Source organism: Draconibacterium halophilum, from assembly GCF_010448835.1.
Lineage (GTDB): Bacteria > Bacteroidota > Bacteroidia > Bacteroidales > Prolixibacteraceae > Draconibacterium > Draconibacterium halophilum.
Window position 1 is genome coordinate 4,500,907 of record NZ_CP048409.1, and the last position, 25,809, is coordinate 4,526,715.

The following is a 25,809-nucleotide window of genomic DNA, read 5'->3' on the forward strand; positions in this document are numbered from 1 at the left end:
CGAGAAGTTTTCGATTGCCCCCAAGAAACAACAATAAGCCCTGACTTACTGGACCTTATACAATTGTCAGATTTTATGACATGGTGGCAGAACAATGATGGGATTTTCTGTTTTTAACACCTATAAATACCAATATGTCTTTTTATTCGCCCTTTCGCAACTATAACTTTACTTTTATCGTATTTATTAAAGTGAGAAAACACGAGCCAAAGTACCCTGTGGTAGTAACAATTAAAACAAGAAGCCATGAAACTCAAGAATTTATTTCTAATTGGGGTACTATTTCTATCTCTGCCAGCCTGCCACGAAGCAGATACAGACTACCTCACAGAAACCACGCTGATCGTCGATATCCCGACAAAATCCTATTTTGCAGAAGGTAACCAAACACCACAAACTTATCGCTTCAATGGTGTTGGAGTTTTTTGTCTGGGTTATAGCAATGAAATCAAAGAGTGTCCCGGAGATGTTGTTCAGATTAATCCGGGCGAGGGCTCTACCATTTCGTTTGACGCCCTGCAAAGCAACGAAACTATTGAAGAACTCCAACTCATCATCTCGTACAAAACACAAGGCGATGCCGTGTATCAACAAATCCAATCGATAGATTTATTGCAGGATGGAAGTTTCTTGAATAGTAATACGCACACATTGGTTTTGGATAATGTTCTGTCTCCACTAATCAATCAGCTGAACGAAAATCCACATTATTATATTTCGATCGAGATAAAGGGAATGGCGAACTTTAATCTTTCATCAACCGCTCAATTGAATGTTCCCTTAATTATCGAAAGTGAATACCACTCACCGCGGTTTACCTTATAAAAATCGTGGTTAATTAATAATTCTACTGGCAAATAGCCTGGCATTCGATACAATTAAAGCGAAGAATGCCCGGCCATTAACCATTTTGGTTCTTCCATTATGGAAATTAGCCAACTTTAATAAAACATACTTACGTATTGACTTTCAATACCATTTTTTGTACATTTAAGGCAAATACACCAAACAATAACACAATGCAGTCAAAAAAAACAATGGCCAACCACAGTTTCGACATGCTTACCGAGTCGAGTGAGTTTATGAATTTAGTTTTAGATAATATTACGAATTGTGTTCTTCTGCTCGACAAAGACATGAGGTTACAGGCATTTAATAAGGCACTAAAAACAATTTTCTCTAACAAAGCCGACGAGGATCTTTTATACATGCGTTGTGGCGAAGCAATCGGATGTGCCTATCAGATTGAAGAAGCAAAAGATTGCGGAAAAACTTCAAAATGCTGCACTTGTGAATTAAGGCTGGCAGCTTTTGATTCATATCTGAACAACAGTATCATATATAAAAAACATATCCGACGCCCTTTTTTTACCCAAAATGGGGAACGCGAAATGAAAGACCTTCAATTTTCAACCCGGCAATTCTACTTCAGAAAAGAGAAGTATATCATTCTTATTATTGATGATATTACAGGAAAAGTCCCACCATCAAATGTACCCGAAGAAAAATAATAGTGAGAATTGAAAAACTGACCATAAAAAAAGCCGTTCAAAATTGAACGGCTTTTCTATATATCATTTTTATGAAATCCTAATTTTCACCACCTTCATCTTCCGCAGCCGGAGTTTCTTCAGTTGCAGCCGGAGGCGTTGTTGGGAATGTTGGCACCTGAGTAGGATCAACAGCTGTTTCAATCTGCTCCTGTACCCGGCTTTGGTCTACCTCGGTTTGTTCACGCGGTATAAAACCAGCTCCAACAACAGAAAGGAATAATAAAGCTGCTGCCAAAAACCACGTTCCTTTTTCAAGAAAGTCGGTTGTTTTTCGCACGCCCATAACCTGACCTGAAGACTGGAAGTTACTTGCCAGACCTCCGCCTTTAGAGTTTTGTACCAGTACAATCAGTACCAAAAGGATACAAACGATAAATAGTAAAACGGTGATTAAAGTATACATCTTTTCTAATTATTATTCTTAAACAATTCAATTTCTTCGATACGGCCTGCAAAGTAAACACTTTTTTCCGGATATTTCAAACTTAATTTTTTATAAGCATCCAAAGCTTTATCGAAGTTCTTTTGCTGGAAATAAATCGATGCCAAAGTTTCGGTAACAAGCTCCTCGTCTTCTTTTACCGACTCCTCAACATGCACCTTATCACTCTCATTTTCACTAGCTTCCGAATTAAACTTGGCTGTACCTAAACGTGCATTGTCGACCGATAAAAATTTATCGATCAATGAGTTTTCAGATTGAATTTCAACATCTCCTTCCAAACGATAACCGGCTGATGCTTTATCTTTTGGAGCAAGCGGCTGTTTGTCGGGTAATTCATCATTTAAATACTTGAACAGTACTTTTCGGTCGGGAACCATAACCGCCACTTTCTTCAAAACAACATCATAGTCAGCATGATTTATGTTTTTCAGATTTTTTAAATACAACAACCATCCTCCTGAAAACCACGGAAAATCGACGGTAAATTTTCTCACCTCATCCAACGTTTTTTCATTCAGCGATTTTGATGTATTTATATATGACAGAAATTGCTCTCGCTCCATATTACCAGTTTGCAATTGTGGCGTTAAAAATATCCTCGGTAAGTTTTTCAATAATTTCGGCACTCAAATCTTCTTCAACCGAACTGATAGAAAGATTACTATCAAAGTCTTCGTATGCCGAGAACGATTGTTCGAAATTATCTTCGGGCACCTTATTATTTGTGTACTTTACATTAATTGTAACAGTCAGGCGTGTTTGCGCCGACACATCCTCTTTCTGAACGGACATTGGCCGGAATTCATAACCCGTAATCTGCCCTTCAAATTCAAGATCGCCACTCTCCGAAAGTTCATTTAACGAGGTTTGGCGCGTTAATTTTTCGCGCATTTCTTCGGTAAAACTTTGGCTAAGTGTAGGATTGATTAAACGTGCCCGATTGGGGAAATAATACACCGTAAATGTCTTTACCTCAGGCGATAAGTTAGCGCCGGTAAATGAATAGCTAACTTTACACGATGGTGCTAAAATGCCAACCAAACCGGCCAACACGGCCATAAACAATAGTTTTCGCAACATATTCTATCCCTTAATATCGTATTCTTTAATTTTGCGGTACAATGTCCGTTCTGAAATTCCCAATTCCTGAGCGGCATATTTTCTTTTCCCGCGGTGTTTCTCCAGTGCTTTCTGAATCAACTCAATTTCTTTATCGGCCAAAGAAAGCGATTCTTCAACAAATTCCTCTGTATCCTGAATATTATCTTTATCAACCGAGGAAATGTGTATTGGATTCGACATCTGTTCTTTTGCCACAAAATTACCATCGTCGGTATTGTACAAATTCCTGATTATTTGTGCCTGATCGCCGGAAATTGGCGCGTCGCGGTTTTCCATTAAATCCAGCACCAGTTTTTTCAGGTCATTCACATCGTTCTTCATATCAAAAAGAACTTTATACAATATTTCGCGTTCGTTGGCAAACGATTTATTATCCTCCTCCCTTGCCAGCAAAGCCGGCAAATTAGCTCCTCCGCCAACGGGCAAATACGGACGTAAGGCATCAGCCGTAATATCCCGCTCCTGTTCAATTATCGATATCTGTTCGGTAATATTCTTTAACTGCCGAATGTTTCCCGGCCAACGATAATTTACTAAAAGCGCGCGGGCTTCTTCATCTAAACGAACAGGTGGCATCCTGTATTTTTCGGCAAAATCGCGTGCAAATTTACGAAACAACAAAATCGTATCATCAGGTCGCTCGCGCAATGGAGGAACTGCAATGGGCACTGTATTTAAACGGTAAAACAAATCCTCACGAAACTTTCCTTCTTCAATTGCTTTCGGAATATTTATGTTGGTTGCTGCAACTACCCGAACATTGGTTTTTATTACCTGCGAGGATCCAACTTTCATAAATTCGCCGGTTTCCAGCACACGCAGCAATCGCACCTGAGTAGACAAAGGCAACTCACCAATTTCATCCAAAAAAATTGTTCCGTTGTCAGCTTCCTGGAAATATCCTTTCCGGTCGGCAAGTGCTCCGGTAAATGCTCCCTTTTCGTGCCCGAATAATTCCGAATCGATCGTTCCCTCAGGAATAGCGCCACAGTTTACGGCAATGTATTTTCCATGCTTACGGGTAGAAAACTGATGTATAATTTGCGGGAATATTTCCTTACCAACACCACTTTCTCCGGTTACCAAAACCGACAAATCCGTTGGTGCCACTTGAACGGCGACTTCAATCGAGCGGATTATTCCGGCGGCGTTTCCTATTATTCCAAATCTTTGTTTTATTGCTTGTATTTCCATATTGTATTTAGTCAACAACTCGCAAATTTACAATTTTTCAATGGCAATGACAGAAAGTCAGTCATAATTAAGTTTTTTTAGTTTTTGTTTCTTAAGTCATTTATATTTTTAAAATCCCGTTCTAACATATTTACTGCACAATGCAGAGAATATCTTAAGTGATTATTATCTTTGATGCATCGGGAAAGATTTCTGACAAATTGTTCGAAAACCCAATTGTAAGAGAATTTAAACGGAGAAGAATGAACTTCATTGGAATTATACCTGCACGCTATCAATCATCGAGATTTCCGGGAAAGCCGCTGGCAAAAATTAAGGACAAACCCATGATTCAGTGGGTTTACGAAAATGCATCAAAAGCACTTCCTTATGTATGCGTTGCTACCGATGACAATCGTATTTTCGATGCAGTAAAATCATTTGGCGGCGAGGTGGTAAAAACACTTCCAACGCACCAAAGCGGCACCGACCGCTGTGCAGAGGCGGCATTAAAAATCGCCCAAAACCGCGACTTCGATATTGTTGTAAACATCCAGGGAGATGAACCTTTTGTAAAACCTGAACAAATAGAACTGCTTAAATCGTGTTTTGAAAGCGAAACAGAAATTGCAACGCTGGTAAAAAAAGTAGATTCGGAAGATGAACTTTTTAATCCGAACCGCCCTAAAGTGGTGCTCGACAAAAATGATTTTGCAATGTATTTTAGTCGTTCGCCCATACCATTCTTCCGTGGAGAAGAGAATAAAAAGTGGGTAACAAAACATTCATTCTGGAGCCACATCGGGATGTATGCTTTTAAAGCAGAAGTGCTACAGGAAATCACCCGGCTTTCGCAAGGAGAACTGGAGCTGGCCGAATCGCTGGAACAATTGCGCTGGCTCGAAAACGGATTCAAAATAAAAACGGCAGAAACAACTTCTGCCACCATCGGGATTGATACACCCGAAGATTTAGAAGCCGCGTTGCAACTGTTTTAATTTTTTCCTGTCGTTAAATTATAAACAGGCATGTAATTTGCTGTACATGCATTAGGAAACAATTAAACAGCACTGCCATGAAATATATTATACTTCTCTTTCTTACCTTATTTATTGCATCACAGTCTTTTGCGCAAGACCCGGGATTCACTACATTTCAAAATGAAAAAGACACAACAAAAGATGTAAAAGTCTACCCAAATCCTTGTAAAAATAATAAGGTTACCATCGATTATTCGTCAAAAGACATCAGCGAAATTCGTCTTACAAATATTACTGGCAAACAGGTTTATTTGAAAGAGTATGACTTCCCTACTCCAAAAATACAGCTGCAACTTAACGAAATTCCAAACGGTATTTACCTTATTCAAATCACAACAACGGATAATAAACGCACCGTAAAAAAGCTGATGATATCAAGGAATTAATTTTTGAACAATTTTCTTTTTCCCCTGTATTTAACAACAGTATTTAATTACTTTCACGTGAAAATTAAATTGCAAGTTGTGAAAATCTCTACATTCATTTTATTTCTTTTTATAAGCGTTGAGCTGCTGGCTCAAACAAGTATTAACGAGGCACGCCAGGAACCAATCCGGTCGAGAGTTACTGTATCCGGAATAATAACTAACGGCGCCGAACTTGGCCCCATTAGATATATTCAAGATGATTCCGGGGGAATTGGCATATACGATAATGATAATCTATCTGGGATACAACGCGGAGATTCCATTACTGTAACCGGCGAATTATATGATTTTAACAGCCTGCTGGAAATTAGTCCGGTTGCCAGTTTTTCTGTTCACGCATCGGGACAGCAGCTACCTGCACCACAGGAAATCAGCGTCATAGATATCAGTGAAGATTACGAAGCAGAACTGGTTCGCATCAATAATGTTGAAATTGTAAACGCAGGCGGTCAGTTTGCCGGCAACGAAAACTACTCGTTTACCGACGGTAATGAAACCGCAGAATTACGGATTAACGCAAGCAGCCCGCTTGTTGGGCAGGCTATCCCAACCGGCACATTCGACCTGGTTTCCATTTGCTCGCAGTATTACTCTACGTATCAACTCCTTCCGCGCGATGCCGACGATTTTATTTTCGATACCAACATCCAGCTTACCACAGCACTTGAAGCTGTTGAAACCACAACAAGCTCGATTACCGTTGAATGGAACACCGATGTGGATGGCAGTTCTGAAATCCGCTACGGATCAATCATGGAGGAATCAGCCTTAACAGCTTATGCAAGTGGCCAGTCAGCGGTTAGTTCAGATGAATATACCCACCAGGCAAAGGTTACAGGGTTGGAAAGTTCGGAGATCGTTTATATCCAGGCTTTTTCGGTTAACGAAGGCGATACCGCATTTTCTGCCATCGGTGCCTTTGTAAGCAATTCAAATTCTTCGGGAGATATAAAAGTTTACTTCAATACCGAAATTGATGAAACATATGCCGAGACAACCGTTGCCCCCAACATTGACGATTTTATGGCCGACACACTGGCTGCCTACATTAGCAGGGCTAATGAATCAATCGATTTTTGTATTTACAACATCAACAATTCAAAAATATCGGATGCACTGAATGCCGCTTACGACCGCGGCGTTACAATTCGTTTTATCACTTGCGAATCTACCAGCCATGCTAGTGTTTACGATTTAAATGATAATATCCCTGTGTTGGAACGACCGGAACTAAATGAAGGTGGAATAATGCACAACAAATTTATCGTCTTCGATGCAAATTCTGCAAACGCCAACGCGGCCTGGGTTTGGTCTGGATCGACAAACCTTACGCCAGATCAGCTAACACACGACAGCAACAATATGATCTTTATTCAAGACCAGTCGCTGGCAAAAGTTTACCAGGTAGAATTTGAAGAAATGTGGGGAAGCAACACCATGCAGCCGGATGCTGAAAATGCAAAATTCGGAGCGGATAAAATTAAGAATACACCACACCAGCTACTGATTGGAGGCAAACTTGTTTCCTGCTATTTCAGTCCATCCGACAATACAAATCAGCAACTAATAAACTCAATAAACACAGCCGACTTTGGGTTGGATATTGAAACGATGTTGATGACTCGATCTGATTTAGCCAATGCAATAATCGATGCGTACAACCGTGGTGTTAATGTTAATGTTTTAATGGAGGAAGAAAATGAATATACTCCTTCGTTTCTGGGAAGCACGCTGCCCGACAATAAATATGTTCTTGATGATGCCGCTGGCATGTTGCACCACAAAGTTGCACTAATTGATGCCAACAATGCTGATTCTGATCCGCAGGTTATAACCGGCAGCCACAACTGGAGTAATTCGGCCAATGACCGAAACGATGAAAATACACTGATTGTTCACGATGCTGATATTGCCAACCAATATTACCAGCAGTTTGCATACCGGTTCCAACTAAACAATGGTAGCCTGGTTTTATCCACTAAAATAATACAATCAACTTCGATTAAGGTATATCCCAACCCAACCAAAGGAAGATTGGCAATAAATGCAGACAGAGCCATTGCCAGAATTTCAATTTTCAACAGCACCGGTTCAAAAATTGCCGAATTACTTCCAAATGAAAATACTGCAGAATTTAATCTGCCAAGTAATTCATCCGGTCTTTTTCTGCTTAAAGTGGAATTAAACAACGGTGATTATAACACCTATAAAATCTTGAAAAAATAATAAAAAAGGCTGTTTTTTTATCTATTCACCGAATCGTTTTTTTTGCATCTTCAAGTATTGCAACTGTTGTCGTAACTCCACAAGATGCGCAACCTTCTTCCCGCACTGCCAATAAGCCATCGAGCGTGTGAACACCTCCCGCAGCTTTTAATTTCACGTTTGACCCGTTGTTTTGGCGCATTAGTTTCAAGATCTCGATGGTTGCTCCAACGTAGGAATACCGCCATCAGCTCCTTCCCGTCCTAAATCATGGTCAGCCATGGTGTATGAAGTATCGAATGATCAATCATTTTTGCAAGCTATTGAACACAAGCTATCTTAATTAGTTTTAGTCATAGTGTAAATCAACAAAATCTGCATGATTATTCTTGACGCATGCTTAAAAGAGAACTTTTTCTCAAATAATAAGTATTAAAAAGGAAAGACTAAAAATTAATAACTATGACCAACAGGAGATCATTTTTAAAATCGCTTGCAGGAGCTACTGCAGGAATTAGCCTGGCATCAGGGACCATGGCAACCGAACAAGAAACGGGTGACAGATTAGGTGAGGTGCTGCCAAAAAGAAAACTAGGAAGAACCGGTGAGCAAGTTACCATGCTTGGCACAGGCGGCTACCACATTGGATGGACCACCGAACGAGATGCACAAGAAGTAATAGAAGCATCACTTGAAGGCGGTGTTCGATTCTTCGACACAGCAGAAAGTTATTCCAGCGGAACAAGCGAAGAGCGTTATGGGAAATTCCTTACGCCAAAATACCGCGACCTGATTTTCCTGATGACAAAATCAACAGGACGCGATGCAAAAGCAGTACAAGAACACCTGGAGGGTTCGTTGCGAAGACTAAAAGTTGACCAGATTGACCTTTACCAGGTTCACGCTATACAAACCCCCGAAGATGTAGACAACAGAATTAACAATGGTGTTTTGGATGTGCTTTTAAAAGCCAAACAAGATGGGAAAATTAAATACCTGGGATTTACGGGCCATCAAAATCCTTTTGCCCACACACAAATGCTCGAACAAACTAAAACAAGTGATATTTTCGACGCATTACTAATGCCGGTAAACCTGCTTGATGCATCTTATTTTAGTTTTATTGAGAACGTTATGCCAAAGGCTTTGGACCGCAACATGGGAGTTTTAGCTATGAAATCGCTGGCTGACGGAAGATTCTTTTCAACAAAGAAAGAAGCGAACTGGACATCTGAAGACCCTGTAATTCCGAACTATGTAAGCATAAAAGAAGCCATGCACTTTGTTTGGTCGCTACCGGTTTCGGTATTGATATCGGGTAACGAGAACGCAACATACATGCGTGAAAAGATAGCGCTGGCGCGTTCGTTTGCAAAATTATCGGAAGCAGAAAAACAAAACCTTATCGACAAAGTAAAACCTCTTGCGCTATCCGGAGAAATTGAATATTTTAAGCAAAAAGAGGTATGAAAGAAAAATCCCGGCGCCTCTGCTGCCGGGATTCAAACTAAACCTAACTAAACCAAACTTATGAAAAAACAGCAAATTGCTGTGAAGTATTTTGTTTCTAATCTGTTTTCTGAATGCTTAAAAAAGCATTCAGTTTAATTGTTTTCAAGACAACAAATAAATTACAAATACTATGCCAAAAGTTAATTCCTGGAAGATAAACCAGAGTTAATCGCGCTGATTTAAATGCATGCTTAAAATATAGCTTCCTGTGTAGCGAAACGTCACTGTTTCTGACGGAACCTTGATAATAACTTTTGAAGATATCGAAGGAGGAGTATTATTAAACAGCAATTTGCGCAACAGTTAAAAAACCTCTTCGCATCATTCGTCCTGAGACAAATCTGTCCCACTTTTCCCATAGCTAATTTTGAATAATATAAACACCCTGAATGTTGCCAGACTCTGCAAAAGAGCATGGATTGACGCCTACTCTGCCGTCTATTCATTTATTACCAAATTTATCTTTCAAATTAAATCACCAGCATCAGTAACACCCTTAATTTATATCAAAAATTAGAATATCTTTGCGCAAAATAGAAGGAACCATTTAAGTGAATGGTTGTTAAGAGGTAGTAAATGGAGAAAATTAGAAACTTTTGCATCATAGCACACATCGATCACGGAAAGAGTACATTGGCTGACCGCCTTTTGGAACATACCCATACGGTTACCGAACGTGAAATGCACGATCAGGTACTCGATAGTATGGATCTGGAACAGGAGCGAGGAATTACCATAAAAAGCCACGCTATTCAGATGGATTACGTGCACGAGGGCGAGCCATATAAATTAAATTTGATCGATACTCCGGGACACGTGGATTTTTCGTACGAGGTTTCGAGATCGATTGCCGCTTGCGAAGGCGCTTTGTTGATTATCGATTCAACACAGGGAATTCAGGCACAAACCATCTCGAACTTATACCTGGCCATTGAACACGACCTGGAAATTATTCCTGTACTTAATAAAATGGATCTACCCAACGCCATGCCCGAAGTTGTAGAGGATCAAATTATCGATTTGATTGGTTGCAAGCGGGAAGATATTATTCGGGCCAGCGGAAAAACAGGCGAAGGAATTCAGGACATTCTGGATCATATTATTTATAAGATACCACATCCGAAAGGCGATGCGAAAGCACCATTACAGGCATTAATCTTTGATTCGGTTTTTAACTCGTTTCGTGGAATTATTGCTTATTTTAAAATTCAGAATGGTGAGATTCGGAAAAAAGACCTGGTGAAATTTGTGGCCACCGGGAAACAATACAATGCCGACGAAGTAGGTGTGTTAAAACTCAGCATGCAACCACGCGATGTACTGGGCCCAGGTGCGGTTGGGTACATAATTTCGGGAATTAAAACAGCCAAAGAGGTTAAAGTTGGTGACACTATTACCCATGTGGCAAACCCCTGCGATAAAGCCATTGAAGGTTTTGAGGAAGTTAAACCGATGGTTTTTGCCGGCGTTTACCCAATTGACGCTGATGATTACGAAGACCTACGCAATGCAATGGACAAATTGCAGCTAAACGATGCATCCTTAACATTTGAGCCGGAAGCTTCGGCAGCGCTTGGATTTGGATTTCGCTGCGGTTTCTTGGGCTTATTGCACATGGAAATTATTCAGGAACGATTGGAACGCGAGTTCGATATGAACGTTATTACAACGGTACCCAACGTTTCGTACCTGGCACACCTTACCGACGGAAGCGATTTGACCGTTTACAATCCTTCGGGAATGCCGGCTTCTACAACGGTTGAAGAAATAGAAGAACCATACATCAGGGCAAATATTATTACGGCATCGGAATTTATCGGGCCGGTAATGACATTGTGTCTCGACAAACGTGGCGAACTGATCAGCCAGAATTACCTGACAGCCGAGCGCGCCGAACTTGTTTTCAACCTTCCTTTAGGTGAAATCGTATTCGACTTTTACGACAAACTAAAAAGTATATCAAAAGGTTATGCTTCTTTTGATTACCACATGAGTGGTTACAAACCAGCCAAACTTGTGCGATTAGATATATTGTTGAACGGAGAAATGGTTGATGCATTGTCGACATTAATTCACTTCGATAATGCTTATACGTTTGGACGCCGGATGTGCGAAAAGCTGAAAGAGCTGATTCCGAGACAACAGTTCGACATCGCCATTCAGGCAGCTATAGGTGCAAAAATTATTGCCCGCGAAACTGTTAAAGCTGTACGAAAAGATGTAACAGCAAAATGTTATGGTGGCGATATCACGCGCAAACGAAAACTGTTGGAGAAGCAGAAAAAAGGAAAGAAACGAATGAAACAAGTGGGTAATGTTGAAGTACCTCAAAAAGCTTTCCTTGCCGTACTGAAACTGGATTAAAGCAAATCAAAATCATAAAAAAAGCCTGATAAAATTATCAGGCTTTTTTTATGCTATTTCATACGTAAATATTTTGTTTGTTTTTAGCGGTATAGTAAGTAACTCGCATACGTTTTAATCATCCTATTGGGTATGAATATTTTATATGCTCGTTTCGTTTTATCAAACAATCAGTTTATAACCTTTACCGTGTACATTTATAATTTCCACTGTAGGTTCTTCTTTTAAGTGCTTGCGTAATTTGGTAATATAAACATCCATACTACGTGCATTAAAATAATTATCATCTATCCAAATCGACTTTAAGGCGTAATTTCTTTCCAGCACTTTGTTTGCATTCTGGCAAAGCAACTTCAACAGATCCGATTCTTTTGTCGTTAGTTTTACCGTATTTTCGCCTTCAGTAAGCGTCTGCTTTCTGGTATCGAAAGTAAATTTTCCTAGCGTAAAAACCTGCTGAGCGCTGGCTTGTCCTTCTTGCGAAGTACGACGCAAAATCGCCTCCAAACGCATAATCAGTTCTTCCATACTAAAAGGCTTCGTAATATAATCGTCGGCCCCCAGCTGAAAACCTTCGAGTACATCGTCTTTCATGTTTTTCGCTGTCAAGAAGATAATCGGAATGTCGGCATTTATAATGCGTATATCTTTTGCCAGTGTAAATCCATCTTTTTTGGGCATCATCACATCCAAAACACAAATGTCAAAATGCTCTTTCATAAAACCTTTGTAAGCCGCTTCACCATCGGGGTAAAGTTCTGCATCGTACCCTTTTGCAACTAAATATTCTTTTAGCAACAAGCCTAAATTCTCGTCGTCTTCTGCCAGTAATAATTTTGTTTTTTGTTCCATGTTTAATTACTTATTTGTGGGAAATATATTTTAAACGTTGTTCCTTTATTCAATGCACTTTCAACTTTTATTGTTCCGTTGTGAAGGTCGATAATCTTCTTCACATAACTTAATCCCAGACCGAATCCTTTTACATCGTGTACATTTCCTGTTGGCACCCGGTAAAAGCGATCAAAAATCTGATCTTGATGTTCTTTAGCAATTCCAATGCCATTATCCTGAACAGAAATAAGAACCTGATCTTTTCGATTTTCAGTCTTCACCCAAATCTCAGGTATTTCTTTGCTGTATTTCATGGCATTGTCAAGCAAGTTAAAAATAACATTTGTAATATGCACCTCATCTCCTTTAATATGTGCCCTATCTGCTGAAATTTCGGTATGAAGTGTTCCGTTTTTATTGTTAACCCTCAACTCGAAGTTAGCGGTTACTGTTTTTACCATCTTATTTACATCAAACTCTCTGAATTTTAATTTTAAACGTCCTTCGTTAAAAACTGCCATCTGCAATACTTTTTCTACCTGAAAACCCAAACGCTTGCTTTCCTGGTTAATAACGTTTGATACATGTGCAATAATCGAAGGCGTATTTGTAACACTGCCGTCTTGCAACATTTGGCTAGCCAGCGAAATGGTTGAAATTGGCGTTTTCAACTCGTGCGTCATGTTATTAATAAAGTCGTTTTTAATGTTCGACAGCTTTTTCTGGCGCATAATCACCATTAAAGCATAAGCAAAAATCGCAATCAGCAATCCGGTTAATATAAATGTTGGGATGATGGTTAAACCGGTCTGTTTTACCAGGTATTTTCTGCGCTCGGGAAAATAAATGTTCAAATAATTTGGTTTTGACCCGCTGTAATCGCTTTGAAAAAGTAACTGCGGATATTCTTTCATTTTATTACCGGGTTCATATTCTTTGTCACCAAAAATTATCCGGTCTTTTCCCAAAGTTGAATTTTTGATGGCATACTTATAGTCCAGATCGATTTCGGTTTGTGCTAATGCGTTTTTCAGAAATAATTCCAATCGTGCAGAATCAATTCGTTCTTCAATAGATCTGTCTTCTAATAAAATCTCGTAGTTTTTCCAATCAGCATCACGAAGCCACTGCTGCCTTCTTCGCTCTTGCTCAAGGCTTTCCTCAAGAAATCGTTGCATTTGCGAAATGGCACTAACTTTTAACGAGTCGGCCACATCAGCTTTATAGTTTTCTTCCATCTGCCCGTAAACGTTACCCTGAGAATAGCTGAGCTGAAAACTTACCGTTGCTTGCGCCATGCTATTTCGTGGAAAAACGTTACTAAATTCATCTGGGTTATTTTTCTGTCCCGGTATTATTCCGCGGCTTGCATATTCGCGTGCCAGTCGCTGTTCATCCAAATCTAACTGCACCGCAACCATATCTAATGCATTAGCCACTAACTGGTTAAACTGCTCTTCCCTAATATCAGATGCTGATTTGATCATCGATCCCTGGACCAATATCAACCCCGACAGCACAACCGCCATCAACACAATTAATGTTATTAGCATTTTACGACTCATGCAACAAAGATAATTTTATTGAATTGCTGAGAATATGGCACTTAACATTATTTAACAGGATATTGTGATTTGTAAAATTAATTAACCAACCCATCGCATTTATGGTCATTAATTGACGTTTATTAGCTATTTTCATAGTTATTACCACCTAAGGCCTGTTCAATAACCGAGGGATAATGTTCGTATTCCAGCTCATGTACTTTTTCTGCTACCTTTTCCGGAGTATCACCGGGTAACACTTTGCATTTTGCCTGAAAAATGATTTTTCCTTCATCGTAATGTTGATTTACGTAATGAATAGTGATCCCCGAGTGCGTTTCTTTGTTTTCAACCACAGCTTTGTGTACGTACATTCCGTACATTCCTTTACCTCCGTATCTAGGCAGCAAAGCCGGATGAATATTAATGATTGTGAAGTTTTCAATCAGATTATCAGGGATGAGCCACAAAAAACCTGCCAGCACGATAACATTCACTTTACGATTTCTTAATGTTTCAACAATTTCATTGGTATTATAGAACTGGGCACGATTAAACACAAAGGTTTCTACCCCATGCTTTTTTGCCCTTACCAATGCATAGGCGTCAGATTTGTTTGACCACAAGGAATCGATCTTAATTTTTTCATTACCAAGAAAGTACTTAAAAATATTCTCAGCATTGGTTCCCGACCCTGAAGCAAAGACTGCAATCCTCTTTTGTTCCATTTTAACGTTTCTTTATACTTTAGAACTTTTAAACAATTCGTTCAATTTTAGGTGGTTAATAGTTATCTGCGTTGCTACGTTAACATCTTTTTTAATTTTTTTCTTGGAGATTTAAAGTGTAAATGTATTACTTTGCAGCGATTTATTTAAAACAAAATTTAGTATTAATTAAAATTAAGAATTATGTCTGACGTTGCAGCAAAAGTAAAAGCAATAATCGTTGATAAATTAGGTGTTGACGAAAGTGAAGTAACTACAGAAGCATCTTTCACTAACGACCTTGGTGCTGATTCACTTGACACAGTTGAATTGATTATGGAATTTGAGAAAGAATTTGATCTTGCTATTCCAGACGATGAGGCAGAAAAAATTTCTACAGTAGGTGAAGCAGTTGCTCACATTGAAGCTGCCCTCTAATTTTTAGCAAAAGAAGTTATATTCATAGAATTCATTTATGGAATTTAAACGGGTAGTAATAACCGGTGTTGGAACCGTTAATCCTTTAGGGAATTCCGTTGAAGAGTATTGGGAGAATCTAAAGAATGGAGTAAGCGGAGCTGGGCCTATAACCCACTTCGATCCTGCGCTTCATGCTACTAAATTTGCATGCGAGCTTAAAAACTTTGATCCTCTCCAGTACATGGAGAAAAAGGAAATCCGCAAATACGATCTGTATACGCAGTATGCATTTGCAAGCACGGCTCAGGCTATTGAAGACTGTGGCCTCGATCTGGAAAAAGTTAACGGTGACCGAGTAGGCGTTATTTGGGGTGCAGGAATTGGAGGCTTAGAAACTTTCCACAAAGAAGTTAGAGCTTACAAAGAGGAGCGTCCTCGTTTTTCTCCGTTTTTTATCCCTAAAATGATTGCAAACATTGCAGGTGGATTAGTTTCAATAAAGTATGGATTCAGAGGGCCGAACTACACAACTGTTAGTGCCTGTGCATCAGCATCTCACGCATTGATCGACGCTTTAAACAACATTCGTTTGGGAAAAGCCGACATCATACTCACCGGAGGTTCTGAAGCAGGTGTTAACGAAGCTGGTATAGCCGGATTCAACTCAATGAGAGCTATTTCAACACGTAATGACGATCCAAAAACTGCTTCGCGCCCATTTGATAAAGACCGTGATGGTTTTGTTATGGGTGAAGGTTCTGCAGCATTTATAGTTGAAGAATACGAACATGCGAAAGCGCGTGGAGCAAAAATTTATGCAGAACTTGCAGGTGGTGGAATGTCGGCCGATGCTTATCATATGACTGCTCCTGATCCCGAGGGACGAGGTGCAGGTTTGGTTATGAAATGGGCATTGGAAGACGCAGGGTTGACAACTAAAGACGTTGATTACATTAACGTTCACGGTACTTCAACTCCACTTGGCGATATTGCAGAACCTAAGGCTATTGGAAAATTGTTTGGTGAAGATGCTTATAACTTAAGCATCAGTGCAACCAAATCAATGACTGGTCACCTTTTGGGTGCCGCTGGAGCTGTTGAAGGTCTTGCAAGTGTTCTTGCCATGCAAGAAGGCATTGTACCACCTACAATCAACCACTTTACACCAGATCCTGAAATTGACGAAAAGTTGGATTTCACATTCAACAAAGCCAAAAAAAGGGATATCAATGTTGCTATTAGCAATACATTTGGTTTTGGTGGACACAATGCAACAGTAGTTTTCAAAAAACTATAGGACACTGTGGTTAGAAGAATAGTACAACGAGTAAAACTCTTTTCGTCTGATCGAAAAGAGTTTTATTTGTTTTTAAAAAACCTGTTGGGATTTTACCCTCAGAATTTACGTTTATACGATCTTGCCTTTATTCATAAGTCGGCATCAATGGTCGATTCGCAGGGCAACTTCGTAAACAACGAGCGTTTAGAGTACCTTGGCGATGCTATTCTGGGGCTATTATTGCCGATTTTTTATACAACCGTTTCCCGCAGGAAGACGAGGGTTTTTTAACTAAAACCCGTTCAAAACTGGTAAACCGTTCCATTCTCACCCAGTTAACACACGAAATGGGATTGCATATTTTTATCGATTCCAATACTACAAAAACCATCGACAAAAGCCACATTTACGGCGATGCACTTGAAGCGCTTATCGGTGCCATTTACCTCGACAAAGATTATAAAGCGGCTAAATATTTCGTTACTAAAAAAATTCTTCCGCAATTTGTCGATCTGAATGAAATTGAGCAGGAAGACTCGAATTTTAAAAGCCAGTTGATTGAGTGGAGCCAGAAAAACAAGCGTGAGATAGTGTTTGAAACCACCGAAGAAACTGACGAGAAAATGAAACAGCCAAAATTTAAGGCGGTGGTAAAAATTGACAACAAGGAAGTTGGAAAAGGCATGGGAACGTCGAAAAAAGAAGCCCACCAAAATGCGGCACAAGAGACATTAAAAAAGTTGGACCAACTGTAATAAACACAGTGTGTAAAGCACATCCTTAGGTTTATCTAATTTTCCTCGCAATAGCAATACATGGAAAGCATTTTAATTATAGGACTTGGTTTTTTTGCCCAGGGATTATTCTTTATCCGCACTATTGCGCAATGGTTTAAATCGGAAAAAGAAGGTGTAGTAATATCGCCGGTAATTTACTGGCAAATTAGCCTGGCAGCTTCAATAATGATGCTAACCTATGGTATTCTTCGCCACGATTTTGCCATTGTTATGGGGCAATCGCTGGTGTATGGCATTTATATTCGCAACCTACAGTTAAAAAATGTGTGGACCAAAATGTACTGGGCAATAAAAGTACTGGCGCTGCTTATTCCTACAGCTTATTGGGTTTGGCTGCTTACCTCTGGCAACTTTGCAAATATACTTCACAACAAAAATGTATCGCTTTTCTGGATGATTTGGGGAACTGCCGCACAAGTGGTTTTTATCTCCCGCTTTTTCTACCAGTGGATCCATTCCGAAAATAGAAAAGAATCGTTATTCCCACTTGGCTTCTGGATTATCAGCACCTGTGGTTCGCTTATGATTTTCACCTATTCTATTATTCGGCTCGATCCGGTGCTTTTTGCAGCCCACAGTTTGGGACTGTTTACCTACATTAGAAACATTTCGTTGCACTACGGCAAAAGCAGTTTATTCGACAAGCTGAATAAAATTCCGGTACTGAATAAAGTTATTGGTAAGGTTTCGGATAAAATTAAATAGGCCGGTTTTCTTCAAACCGACCTTCATTGTTATTCATTCTGTTTAATTGTTTTCGGGCCTTTTTGCTTTTATTAGCTCTTTTACAATATAATAGAGCAATAGGGTGAAAATAAATACAATCAATCCCCAAACAGGAGCATAAAAACTCACAATAGCTCCTCCCATAACCATTTGTGGCGAAACGTCGGCTGCAGCCTTAATGGCTTCCAGAGCCTGAACAATACCAACCACCTGCGATAAAAAGCCTGTGGCTAATGCCAGCATCGACGACATTTTAATTAATCCTACAAGTTTTGTATTCACTTGTTTTTTGGTAACGATTTCGAAAATTTTCCAGGCAGTAATACCCAGAGCGATAAGACCGAATAACGTTATCCAATGCATAAATGGTCCGCCTATTTTGTAGGCCTGAACCAAATATCCGAATCCAGTGTCTCCTTTTTCCAATCCAATCATTTTATTTGATTTTAAAGTTACAAATGCAAACTAAATCTTATTTACATATCCCAAAGAATTTTATCGCCCAACAACACAAAAGCGGCACTTAACATCAACTTTTGGAGAGTAATGCGGTCAGGAAATAGATATGGTTGTTCATCTTTACTATCGTGCATTTTATCGATTGAACTTTTATAGAACGAAAATCAAGCTTATTTTTTACTTTTATTGAGTAATGACAGAGCAACTACAACATATTATTTGGCAAGCCCAACGTTCGAAAACAATCCGTATCGCTTACCATATTGTTTTCTGGATAATTGTTGGTTTTTTCTATTTCCTTATCTTTAACTGGAACAGTGAGTTCCCTGAGGTCTCCATTATCTTCACCATTGGGTTATTACCAGTTGCAGTGTTAACAAGCTCTGTTTTCAACTACCTTTTAATTCCTAAATACCTTGGCAACAAACGTTACGTCACTTTTCTATCCCTCAGTCTTTTTACCCTGCTCATTTCAACCTGGTTGTCGTTTCTGATTGTTTTTTATGCGCTAATCCATATATTAAACACTAAAGCATCGCTGGAACCTGCTGTTTTACATCCCGAACTCCAGGTAGTTTCATTGAATTTTATCGTGTTTTTTGCCATTGCCGTAAAACAGATAAAACGAGCCTTCTTCATGCAACAGGAAAAGAATGAGCTGGAACGTAAAAAACTCAATACCGAATTAAAGTTAAAAGATGCCGAACTAAAATTGCTAAAAGCCCAGATCCATCCTCACTTTCTGTTCAACACCTTGAACAATCTTTACGGGTTAACAATGGAAAAATCGGACGAAGCCCCGGGATTGGTGCTTCGTCTTTCCGATATTCTTGATTATATTCTGTACCGCTGCAATGAAAAACGGGTATTGCTGTTTGATGAGATTACGAATCTGCAAAACTACATTGCCATAGAGAAACTAAGGTACTCGGAGAAATTGAGCATTAAAGTTGATTTCCCGGAAGATACCAATAACCTGCAAATTGCGCCCTTACTCCTTTTACCTTTTGTTGAAAATGCATTTAAACACGGGGTTAGTCAAAATCCAGGATCGGCGCAGATTTCAACAAGTTTAAAAACCCGGCATACGACCTTGGAATTCAAAATCGAAAACTCAAAAAATCCGGCAATGCAAGCTATCGCCAATTCATCAAAAGGAATTGGGCTGAATAATGTAAAAAAAAGGCTGGAATTGCTCTACCCAAAAAAACACAAGCTGGAGATCGACAACAAAGAAGCTACTTTTTCAGTAACTTTATCATTAGAATTAGCTTAATAATGTACCGCTGCATCATCATAGACGACGAGCCTATTGCCATTCGGGTTATTCGGAAACACCTCTCGGTTTTCACCGATTTTGAGGTTGTTGCCGAGTGCAGCAATGCATTGGAAGCTATGCCCATTCTGCAAAAGGAAGCTATCGATTTGTTATTTTGCGATATACAGATGCCACAAATAACGGGTGTCGATTTCATCCGCTCTTTGACGCGTGCACCCAAAGTTATTTTTACTACCGCCTACCGCGATTATGCCATCGACGCCTTCGAATTGAACGTGGTAGACTACCTGTTAAAACCCATATCGTTCGAGCGCTTCACCAAAGCCATTAACCATTTTCTGGAATTACAAGCACCTACAACCAATTCAGCAACATCTCCCGAAAAAGATAGTTCAAGCCGCGATTTTATCTTTCTGAAGGCCGACAAAAAACATCACAAAGTAAATCTGACCGACATCCTGTATTTCGAGAGCCTTGGCGATTACGTGATTGCCTACACCTGCGATCAGAAAATTGTAACCAAAGAGCGTATCAGTCATCTTCAGAATACACTCCCGGCTAAACGATTTATTCAAATTCACCGTGGTTACATTATTTCTATCGAAAAAATAGAATCGATTGGTGCGGGCTTTGTAGAAATTGGGCAAAAGAAACTTCCTGTTGGTAGAAATTATAAACCCGATGTGCAGAAGTTATTGTCGAATCACTAAACGTTTCAAATTCCATTCAACTTATTAAACTCCTAAAAACAAAAAAACGGAAGAGCCTAAACTCCTCCGTTTCCTATATTTTTTCAGTTTTTATAACAAAAACTATACGCTTATTCTAACATTAGTCGTTTTGAGCCATGTTCGGATTGGCATCCAACTCCCTTTGAGGAATACGGAACATCCAATCGTCATTTACACTTGGTCTGTCCTGCTTATAACCGTCTAAATAAAGGTCAGGGTTCGCACCTGATCCTGTAAGGTCAAGCTCCTCATCGTTTCTCAACATATCGAACCAACGATGTCCTTCAAGGAATAACTCAAATCTTCTTTGCAGCAGAATTTCATCAATAAGCGCCTGACCTGTATTGGTTGATTTTTCGTAATCTGCATCTCTTGCCGATACCAACTCGAACAATACATCTGCCGCAGCACTACTATTGTCGTGAGCCAGCGCTTCGGCCTCAATTAAATACATTTCGGCAGCACGCATATGAAGTACGTCCATTGGGCTAATAGTAGGACCATCAGCCTGTTGCAATTTAATATGCAGATAAGGCACCATGTTATGTCTGCTCGAGTTATCTACAATGTCACGATACTCAGCAACAGCTTCATCGTATTCCTCTTCACTTGCATAACGTCCTGCATTTTCACCACTATCCCAATCATCAAATGTACTTGGACAATCGGCCAGAATAAGGTCTCTCCGATAATCAGTCTCCGACATCTGGTTGTACAAGTTATGGTTCATGAATTTTGGATTACTTCTGTTCTGCGATCCATTAAAGTTATTTGAACAATAATAGAAATAAGAATAGTAGTAAGAAGTTTGATCCTGAATCATTTTAGAACCCCACATCCACTCCGGATTGCTTATTGAGTTAAATCCTGATTTGTATTCTGATTCACTCATTAACGGATAATCCTGGCGGGCGGCATTTGCATAAGAAGCAGCATTAGGCCAGTCGCCGATAGTTAAATAAACTCTTGCGGCAATACCTCGTGCTACATCAATATTCAAATGAGATAAATCATTACGTGATGTTGCACCTTCAAAATGGCTAAAAGCAGTTGTAAGGTCGGTAATAATCTGATCGTATACTTGCTGAACGGTATTACGTTCCAATCCTTCGTAAGGAGGTTCGGTAGCGAGCATAATTGGTACACCCAAATCAGATGATGGATTTCCAATCATATAAGCTTTTCCGAAATAGCGAACCAGGTTAAAATGAGCCCAGGCCCTGTAAGTGTAAGCTTGTCCTAAAACATTATCCAACTCGTCAGAAGGTTGTAATTCCTCTGCTGCATTGATAATATTATTAACCGAGCCTATAACATTGTAATAATGGTACCAAACAAAAGAAACATCGGTTCGTGTTGCGTTGGTATGCATGTTCCATTGCAGACGAGCTCTGTGCCAACCATTACCGGTTGTTGAATGCAAAGCGTCGCTTGCACCATATTCTGCTGTAGGTATCATAAACTGCTCTCCGGCATAATTACTAATCCTTCCGTTTTGCGCATACATTGCACGGTGAACTCCGTTTAAAGCCAGCATCATGTTATCGGTTGTTCCAAGAGCAATTTCAGTTGAAACCGAATCGGTTGGAACGGTCTGTAGAAAATCTTCGCTACATGAGCTAAGGCCTAGTGCAAAAGCAAAGATTAGCGAGAATGTTAATATTTTATATTTTGTCTTCATTTTAGTATACTTTTTCTAATGATTAAAATTGCACGTTAAAGCCTAAGATGAAAGATCTGCTAGGATTATAAGCCATGCCATCTTGTGTTCCTGAAAAGTTAAACGTTGGGTTTAGTCCTTTTCTGGCAGTAAACATGTACAGGTTCTCTCCGGTTACGAATACACTCAACTGTCCCAAGCCCCAATTTTTGATAAGTTGATTCGAAAAATCGTAGCTTAAAGTAATGTTTCTGATATTCAAATAATCTGAAGAAATAAGGAAGAAGTCGGATGCTGCATATAAATCAGAATTGGCATATTGCAATCTCGGGAATGCTGCAACATCGCCCGGTTCCATCCATGAATTCATCACGTCAGGGTGATACGATTCGCCAACTGTTGATTCAAGCATTCCCCGGTAAATACCATCGTACATTTCGCCACCTAACGAATATGTTAAAAGTGTGGTTAATGTAAAACCTTTAAAAGTGAAATTATTTCCGATTGAACCTTGCAAAGTTGGGAATGCTGAAGCTCCAACATATCCGTAACCTGCATCATTCATATCTTCAGTCAGAACTGGTTCGCCGTTATCATCGTATCCCAATTCAGCGCCAATTACTTCACCGGCTTCGTTGGTTACATCTTCCCAAACATGGAACCTTGTTGCTCCGTTCTCAGGATTTACATCGTAGAATTTACGTAACCAGAAATCGTATATTGAATGTCCTTCAGACCATCTTTTTGTTCCATTAACAAATGGGTCGGGAATAGAAGTAATTTCGTTATCGATAGTCGATCCCATTAAACTCATATTCCAGGTAAAATCGCTGGTTCTTACAATTTCTCCCTGAAGGTGAATTTCAACCCCCCGGTTAACCAGTGATGCAATATTTCGTGGCTGATCCAACAAGCCCATTGTTGGCGGCAAAGGCATTTCGTATAAAAGATCATCTGATTTTCTGTTATACCATTCTAAAGTACCGCTTATTTTATCGAACAATGCAAAATCAACTGCAATATCAAAAGTTTTGTTTACCTCCCAGGCTAAAGCAGTATTACCTACAGTACTCCAACGAATACCAGGAGTTTCGGCATTAGGATAAGTTTCGTAAAGTGCCTGGTAACCATAAGAACCAATATTGTCGTTACCAACCTCACCGTAAGAAGCTCTTAATTTCAGGTTGTTTACCCAATTTACACTGCTAATAAATTCTTCCTGGTCAATTCTCCAGCTACCACCAACGGAGTAGAAGTTACCCCAACGAACATCCTTGTGGAATGCAGAAGAACCATCTCTACGATAAGAACCTTCAATATAGTACTTGTTGTCGTAGTTATATTTCAGTCGTGCAAAATAACCTTCGGTGGTTTTATTGGTAGTATAACTGGTGTTGGTAGACGTATTAACAAAATTGTTCAACTCGTAAATACCATCTACAATAAACTGGTTTTTAAAACCACGTTGGTAAGTGTATTCGCGCTTATACGATTCGTGACCAACCATTACACTTAAATTATGCAGCTCGTTAATTGTTTTTTCATAATTAACAAGCTGGTTGAAGTTAACAGTTGTTCTTCTATAGCGGCTTTCGTCCATCCTTCCGGTTGGCGCACCGTCGCCAATTTCGGCATTTTCAAAACCTTTATAATGGTAGTTTTGAATATCAACACCTGCATTAATAGTTGCCGAAAGTCCCTCCATCAAAGTAAATTTGGCGTAAGACCGGTTACCTACATTGTTTCGTTTGTAGTCATCGTTATTCCAGTTTAATTCGGCAATGGCGTTCCTACCGGCGTTGATTGGCCGTGAATGAAGACCACCATCATCGTATTGTTTTTCGCCGGCTCCGTCCAGAATATAGTCTCCGGTTTCCTGATCAACCAGAAAAATTGGATAAATAGGAGCTGTCATTCGTGCATTTCGGAAAGGGTTAGCATATGTTGCCGATTCCAAAGAACCAATATTGCTGGTAATTAAAGTACCATAAATATTTGATCCCATTTGAAACCAATCTCTTACATCAAAATCGATGTTAAAACGGGTATTAAAACGTTCGTAATCTGATTTTATAACATAACCTCTTTCATCTAAATAACCCAAAGAGTAATAATAGCTTGTTTTTTCGCTACCACCTGCCAGGCTTAAATCATAGTTTTGGCGGTAACCTGTTTGCTTAGCAGCATCGTACCAATCAAGATCAGGGAAACCAACTACAGCATTGGGGTTAATTTTACCATCCGATCCAACAATTTGGTCGTTAGCAACTCCAACAAAAGGATTGTACCGTAACTGTGAATAAATATTTTCGTAGGCGTAAGCTCTGGCATCACCAATATTGTCGTTGTTACCCGACCAGTATCGTGCCTGTGCAAATGCCTCCGACTGAAGTTCGTAGTAATTCTGTGCGTTAACAGCTTCGTAATCTGGCAGTGCCTGACCGATTACACCCGCTTGAGCCTTTAGTGAAACTCTCAAACTTTCAGCTCCTTTTGAACCTGTTTTGGTGGTAATAATAATAACACCGTTTGCAGCACGTGATCCGTAAAGTGCTGTAGAAGCAGCATCTTTAAGTACAGTCATTGATGAAATATCGCCAGGATTCAAACTGGAAATGTTTCCTTCGTACTGAATACCATCTAAAATAATAAGAGGAGAAGCAGACGTATTCAAGGTTCCAACACCACGAATACGTATTGCAGGCGAACTACCCGGTTGTCCGGAACCGGCAGTTGTTTGAATACCGGTGGTTGAACCAGTAAGAACCTGTGCTACAGAAGAAACAGAACGTGATTCAATTTCTTTTTGACCAACAACAGCGGCAGATCCGGTTAATGACTCCTTTTTGGCGGTACCAAAGGCAACCACCATTACCTCGTCGAGGCCAAGTACATCGGGTTCCAATACCGCGTTAACTACAGAACCATTAATCGGTGCTTCAATAGTCTTCATTCCCACAAAAGAGAAGATCAATACTTCTGCGTCTTCGGGAGCCTGAATTTCATAAACACCGTCAAGATTGGTAATTGTTCCAACCGTTGTTCCTTTTACCATCACAGACACTCCTGGGATCGACATACCGTCTTCGGCACTTGTAATCGTCCCTGTAATTCTTTTTGTCTGTGCATTCGCAAATTGCACTCCTACTAATAGAGCACAAAAAATAAGCAATGCAAGTTTTTTCATAGAAAATAAATTAATTTGTAATTTTAATTCACTGGCATCCAATTGCTTTAGGCAAAATGCCTTCGTAAAATTGAATACTTAATCAAATCAGCATCTTTCGTTCGAACAGGTTTAGGTATAACTGAACAAACTAAGACACATCGCAATTCTAAAAAATTAAGTGTTAATTATTGTTTCTTTTTAACCCAATAGTTTCGCAATTTATTCAATTTTTAACAATTCAACACCTTTTTCTTAAGATTGTTTAATATCCTTTCAATATGCTATTAAAACCACAGTAAAGTCTTCATTCTATTACATCAAGTCTCTTTTACCTTAAAGTATCAAATGGCTCACACTATTAA

At 39.5% G+C, this 25,809-nt stretch carries 25 protein-coding genes; 14 read left to right on the forward strand and 11 right to left on the reverse strand.

Annotated elements, in window-relative coordinates:
- The first annotated feature begins 246 nt into the window (after nt 1–246).
- Both G0Q07_RS18360 and G0Q07_RS18365 read left to right on the forward strand, forming a co-directional pair.
- Complete coding sequence (locus G0Q07_RS18360) at nt 247–825, forward strand: hypothetical protein (RefSeq protein ID WP_163348526.1); 579 nt, start codon at nt 247–249, stop codon at nt 823–825.
- A gap of 194 nt (nt 826–1,019) precedes the next feature.
- Nucleotides 1,020–1,511 (forward strand): hypothetical protein, encoded by a 492-nt coding sequence (locus G0Q07_RS18365; RefSeq protein WP_163348527.1) that lies wholly within the window; start codon nt 1,020–1,022, stop codon nt 1,509–1,511.
- Between the two features lie 79 nt (nt 1,512–1,590).
- On the opposite strand, the gene secG is transcribed toward G0Q07_RS18365, so the two are convergent.
- The 4 genes from secG to G0Q07_RS18385 are packed head-to-tail and all read right to left on the reverse strand — an operon-like array spanning nt 1,591 to nt 4,314.
- Nucleotides 1,591–1,956 carry a preprotein translocase subunit SecG gene (gene secG / locus G0Q07_RS18370; protein WP_163348528.1) on the reverse strand — a complete coding sequence of 122 codons (366 nt, stop codon included), beginning with the start codon at nt 1,954–1,956 and terminating at the stop codon, nt 1,591–1,593.
- A 5-nt stretch (nt 1,957–1,961) separates the two neighbouring features.
- Nucleotides 1,962–2,561 (reverse strand): hypothetical protein, encoded by a 600-nt coding sequence (locus G0Q07_RS18375; RefSeq protein WP_163348529.1) that lies wholly within the window; start codon nt 2,559–2,561, stop codon nt 1,962–1,964.
- A 1-nt stretch (nt 2,562) separates the two neighbouring features.
- A complete protein-coding gene (locus G0Q07_RS18380) occupies nt 2,563–3,078 on the reverse strand; it encodes an LptE family protein (protein ID WP_163348530.1) in 516 nt (171 codons plus the stop codon).
- Between the two features lie 3 nt (nt 3,079–3,081).
- Nucleotides 3,082–4,314 carry a sigma-54 interaction domain-containing protein gene (locus G0Q07_RS18385; protein WP_163348531.1) on the reverse strand — a complete coding sequence of 411 codons (1,233 nt, stop codon included), beginning with the start codon at nt 4,312–4,314 and terminating at the stop codon, nt 3,082–3,084.
- 242 nt (nt 4,315–4,556) lie between these two features.
- Between G0Q07_RS18385 and kdsB the strand changes: the two genes are divergently transcribed.
- The 3 genes from kdsB to G0Q07_RS18400 all read left to right on the forward strand — a co-directional run bounded on the left by kdsB (nt 4,557) and on the right by G0Q07_RS18400 (nt 7,987).
- Nucleotides 4,557–5,291 carry a 3-deoxy-manno-octulosonate cytidylyltransferase gene (gene kdsB / locus G0Q07_RS18390; protein ID WP_163348532.1) on the forward strand — a complete coding sequence of 245 codons (735 nt, stop codon included), beginning with the start codon at nt 4,557–4,559 and terminating at the stop codon, nt 5,289–5,291.
- Nucleotides 5,292–5,368: 77 nt separating this feature from the next.
- On the forward strand, nt 5,369–5,719 hold the full coding sequence (locus G0Q07_RS18395; protein WP_163348533.1) for a T9SS type A sorting domain-containing protein: 351 nt from the start codon (nt 5,369–5,371) through the stop codon (nt 5,717–5,719).
- 78 nt (nt 5,720–5,797) lie between these two features.
- On the forward strand, nt 5,798–7,987 hold the full coding sequence (locus G0Q07_RS18400; RefSeq protein WP_163348534.1) for a phospholipase D-like domain-containing protein: 2,190 nt from the start codon (nt 5,798–5,800) through the stop codon (nt 7,985–7,987).
- Between the two features lie 25 nt (nt 7,988–8,012).
- Here the strand turns inward: G0Q07_RS18400 and G0Q07_RS21135 are convergent, their stop codons facing one another.
- Entirely contained in the window at nt 8,013–8,144 is a 132-nt protein-coding gene (locus G0Q07_RS21135; protein WP_262887977.1) for a hypothetical protein, read from the reverse strand.
- Between the two features lie 284 nt (nt 8,145–8,428).
- Between G0Q07_RS21135 and G0Q07_RS18405 the strand changes: the two genes are divergently transcribed.
- Both G0Q07_RS18405 and lepA read left to right on the forward strand, forming a co-directional pair.
- Nucleotides 8,429–9,436 carry an aldo/keto reductase gene (locus tag G0Q07_RS18405; protein ID WP_163348535.1) on the forward strand — a complete coding sequence of 336 codons (1,008 nt, stop codon included), beginning with the start codon at nt 8,429–8,431 and terminating at the stop codon, nt 9,434–9,436.
- A gap of 618 nt (nt 9,437–10,054) precedes the next feature.
- Nucleotides 10,055–11,842, forward strand: coding sequence for a translation elongation factor 4 (lepA, locus tag G0Q07_RS18410; RefSeq protein ID WP_163348536.1), 1,788 nt, complete (start codon nt 10,055–10,057; stop codon nt 11,840–11,842).
- Between the two features lie 162 nt (nt 11,843–12,004).
- On the opposite strand, the gene rprY is transcribed toward lepA, so the two are convergent.
- The 3 genes from rprY to purN form a co-directional block, all read right to left on the reverse strand.
- Entirely contained in the window at nt 12,005–12,694 is a 690-nt protein-coding gene (rprY, locus tag G0Q07_RS18415; RefSeq protein WP_163348537.1) for a response regulator transcription factor RprY, read from the reverse strand.
- A gap of 2 nt (nt 12,695–12,696) precedes the next feature.
- The gene (locus tag G0Q07_RS18420) at nt 12,697–14,241 is read right to left on the reverse strand and encodes a sensor histidine kinase (protein WP_163348538.1); all 1,545 of its coding nucleotides are present in this window, start codon (nt 14,239–14,241) and stop codon (nt 12,697–12,699) included.
- 122 nt (nt 14,242–14,363) lie between these two features.
- A complete protein-coding gene (gene purN / locus G0Q07_RS18425; protein ID WP_163348539.1) occupies nt 14,364–14,948 on the reverse strand; it encodes a phosphoribosylglycinamide formyltransferase in 585 nt (194 codons plus the stop codon).
- 183 nt (nt 14,949–15,131) lie between these two features.
- On the opposite strand from purN, the gene G0Q07_RS18430 reads away from it, so the two are divergent.
- The 5 genes from G0Q07_RS18430 to G0Q07_RS18445 are packed head-to-tail and all read left to right on the forward strand — an operon-like array spanning nt 15,132 to nt 18,128.
- Nucleotides 15,132–15,365: an acyl carrier protein gene (locus G0Q07_RS18430; protein WP_045026237.1), complete on the forward strand. Its 234-nt coding sequence runs from the start codon at nt 15,132–15,134 to the stop codon at nt 15,363–15,365.
- Between the two features lie 37 nt (nt 15,366–15,402).
- Nucleotides 15,403–16,644, forward strand: coding sequence for a beta-ketoacyl-ACP synthase II (fabF, locus tag G0Q07_RS18435; RefSeq protein ID WP_163348540.1), 1,242 nt, complete (start codon nt 15,403–15,405; stop codon nt 16,642–16,644).
- 6 nt (nt 16,645–16,650) lie between these two features.
- On the forward strand, nt 16,651–16,917 hold the full coding sequence (locus tag G0Q07_RS20890) for a ribonuclease III family protein (protein WP_246222935.1): 267 nt from the start codon (nt 16,651–16,653) through the stop codon (nt 16,915–16,917).
- Nucleotides 16,866–17,381 (forward strand): ribonuclease III family protein, encoded by a 516-nt coding sequence (locus tag G0Q07_RS18440; protein ID WP_246223053.1) that lies wholly within the window; start codon nt 16,866–16,868, stop codon nt 17,379–17,381. The genes G0Q07_RS20890 and G0Q07_RS18440 overlap by 52 nt, the downstream gene beginning before the upstream one ends.
- Nucleotides 17,382–17,441: 60 nt before the next feature.
- A complete protein-coding gene (locus tag G0Q07_RS18445; protein ID WP_163348541.1) occupies nt 17,442–18,128 on the forward strand; it encodes a lipid-A-disaccharide synthase N-terminal domain-containing protein in 687 nt (228 codons plus the stop codon).
- Between the two features lie 42 nt (nt 18,129–18,170).
- Here the strand turns inward: G0Q07_RS18445 and G0Q07_RS18450 are convergent, their stop codons facing one another.
- Nucleotides 18,171–18,584, reverse strand: coding sequence for a MotA/TolQ/ExbB proton channel family protein (locus tag G0Q07_RS18450; RefSeq protein WP_163348542.1), 414 nt, complete (start codon nt 18,582–18,584; stop codon nt 18,171–18,173).
- Between the two features lie 217 nt (nt 18,585–18,801).
- Here G0Q07_RS18450 and G0Q07_RS18455 point away from each other — a divergent pair, with 217 nt between their 5' ends.
- A complete protein-coding gene (locus G0Q07_RS18455) occupies nt 18,802–19,884 on the forward strand; it encodes a sensor histidine kinase (protein ID WP_163348543.1) in 1,083 nt (360 codons plus the stop codon).
- 2 nt (nt 19,885–19,886) lie between these two features.
- A complete protein-coding gene (locus G0Q07_RS18460; RefSeq protein ID WP_203532605.1) occupies nt 19,887–20,597 on the forward strand; it encodes a LytR/AlgR family response regulator transcription factor in 711 nt (236 codons plus the stop codon).
- Between the two features lie 121 nt (nt 20,598–20,718).
- Here the strand turns inward: G0Q07_RS18460 and G0Q07_RS18465 are convergent, their stop codons facing one another.
- Nucleotides 20,719–22,299, reverse strand: coding sequence for a RagB/SusD family nutrient uptake outer membrane protein (locus G0Q07_RS18465; RefSeq protein WP_163348544.1), 1,581 nt, complete (start codon nt 22,297–22,299; stop codon nt 20,719–20,721).
- 22 nt (nt 22,300–22,321) lie between these two features.
- Nucleotides 22,322–25,465 carry a SusC/RagA family TonB-linked outer membrane protein gene (locus G0Q07_RS18470; RefSeq protein ID WP_163348545.1) on the reverse strand — a complete coding sequence of 1,048 codons (3,144 nt, stop codon included), beginning with the start codon at nt 25,463–25,465 and terminating at the stop codon, nt 22,322–22,324.
- Nucleotides 25,466–25,809: the final 344 nt, after the last annotated feature.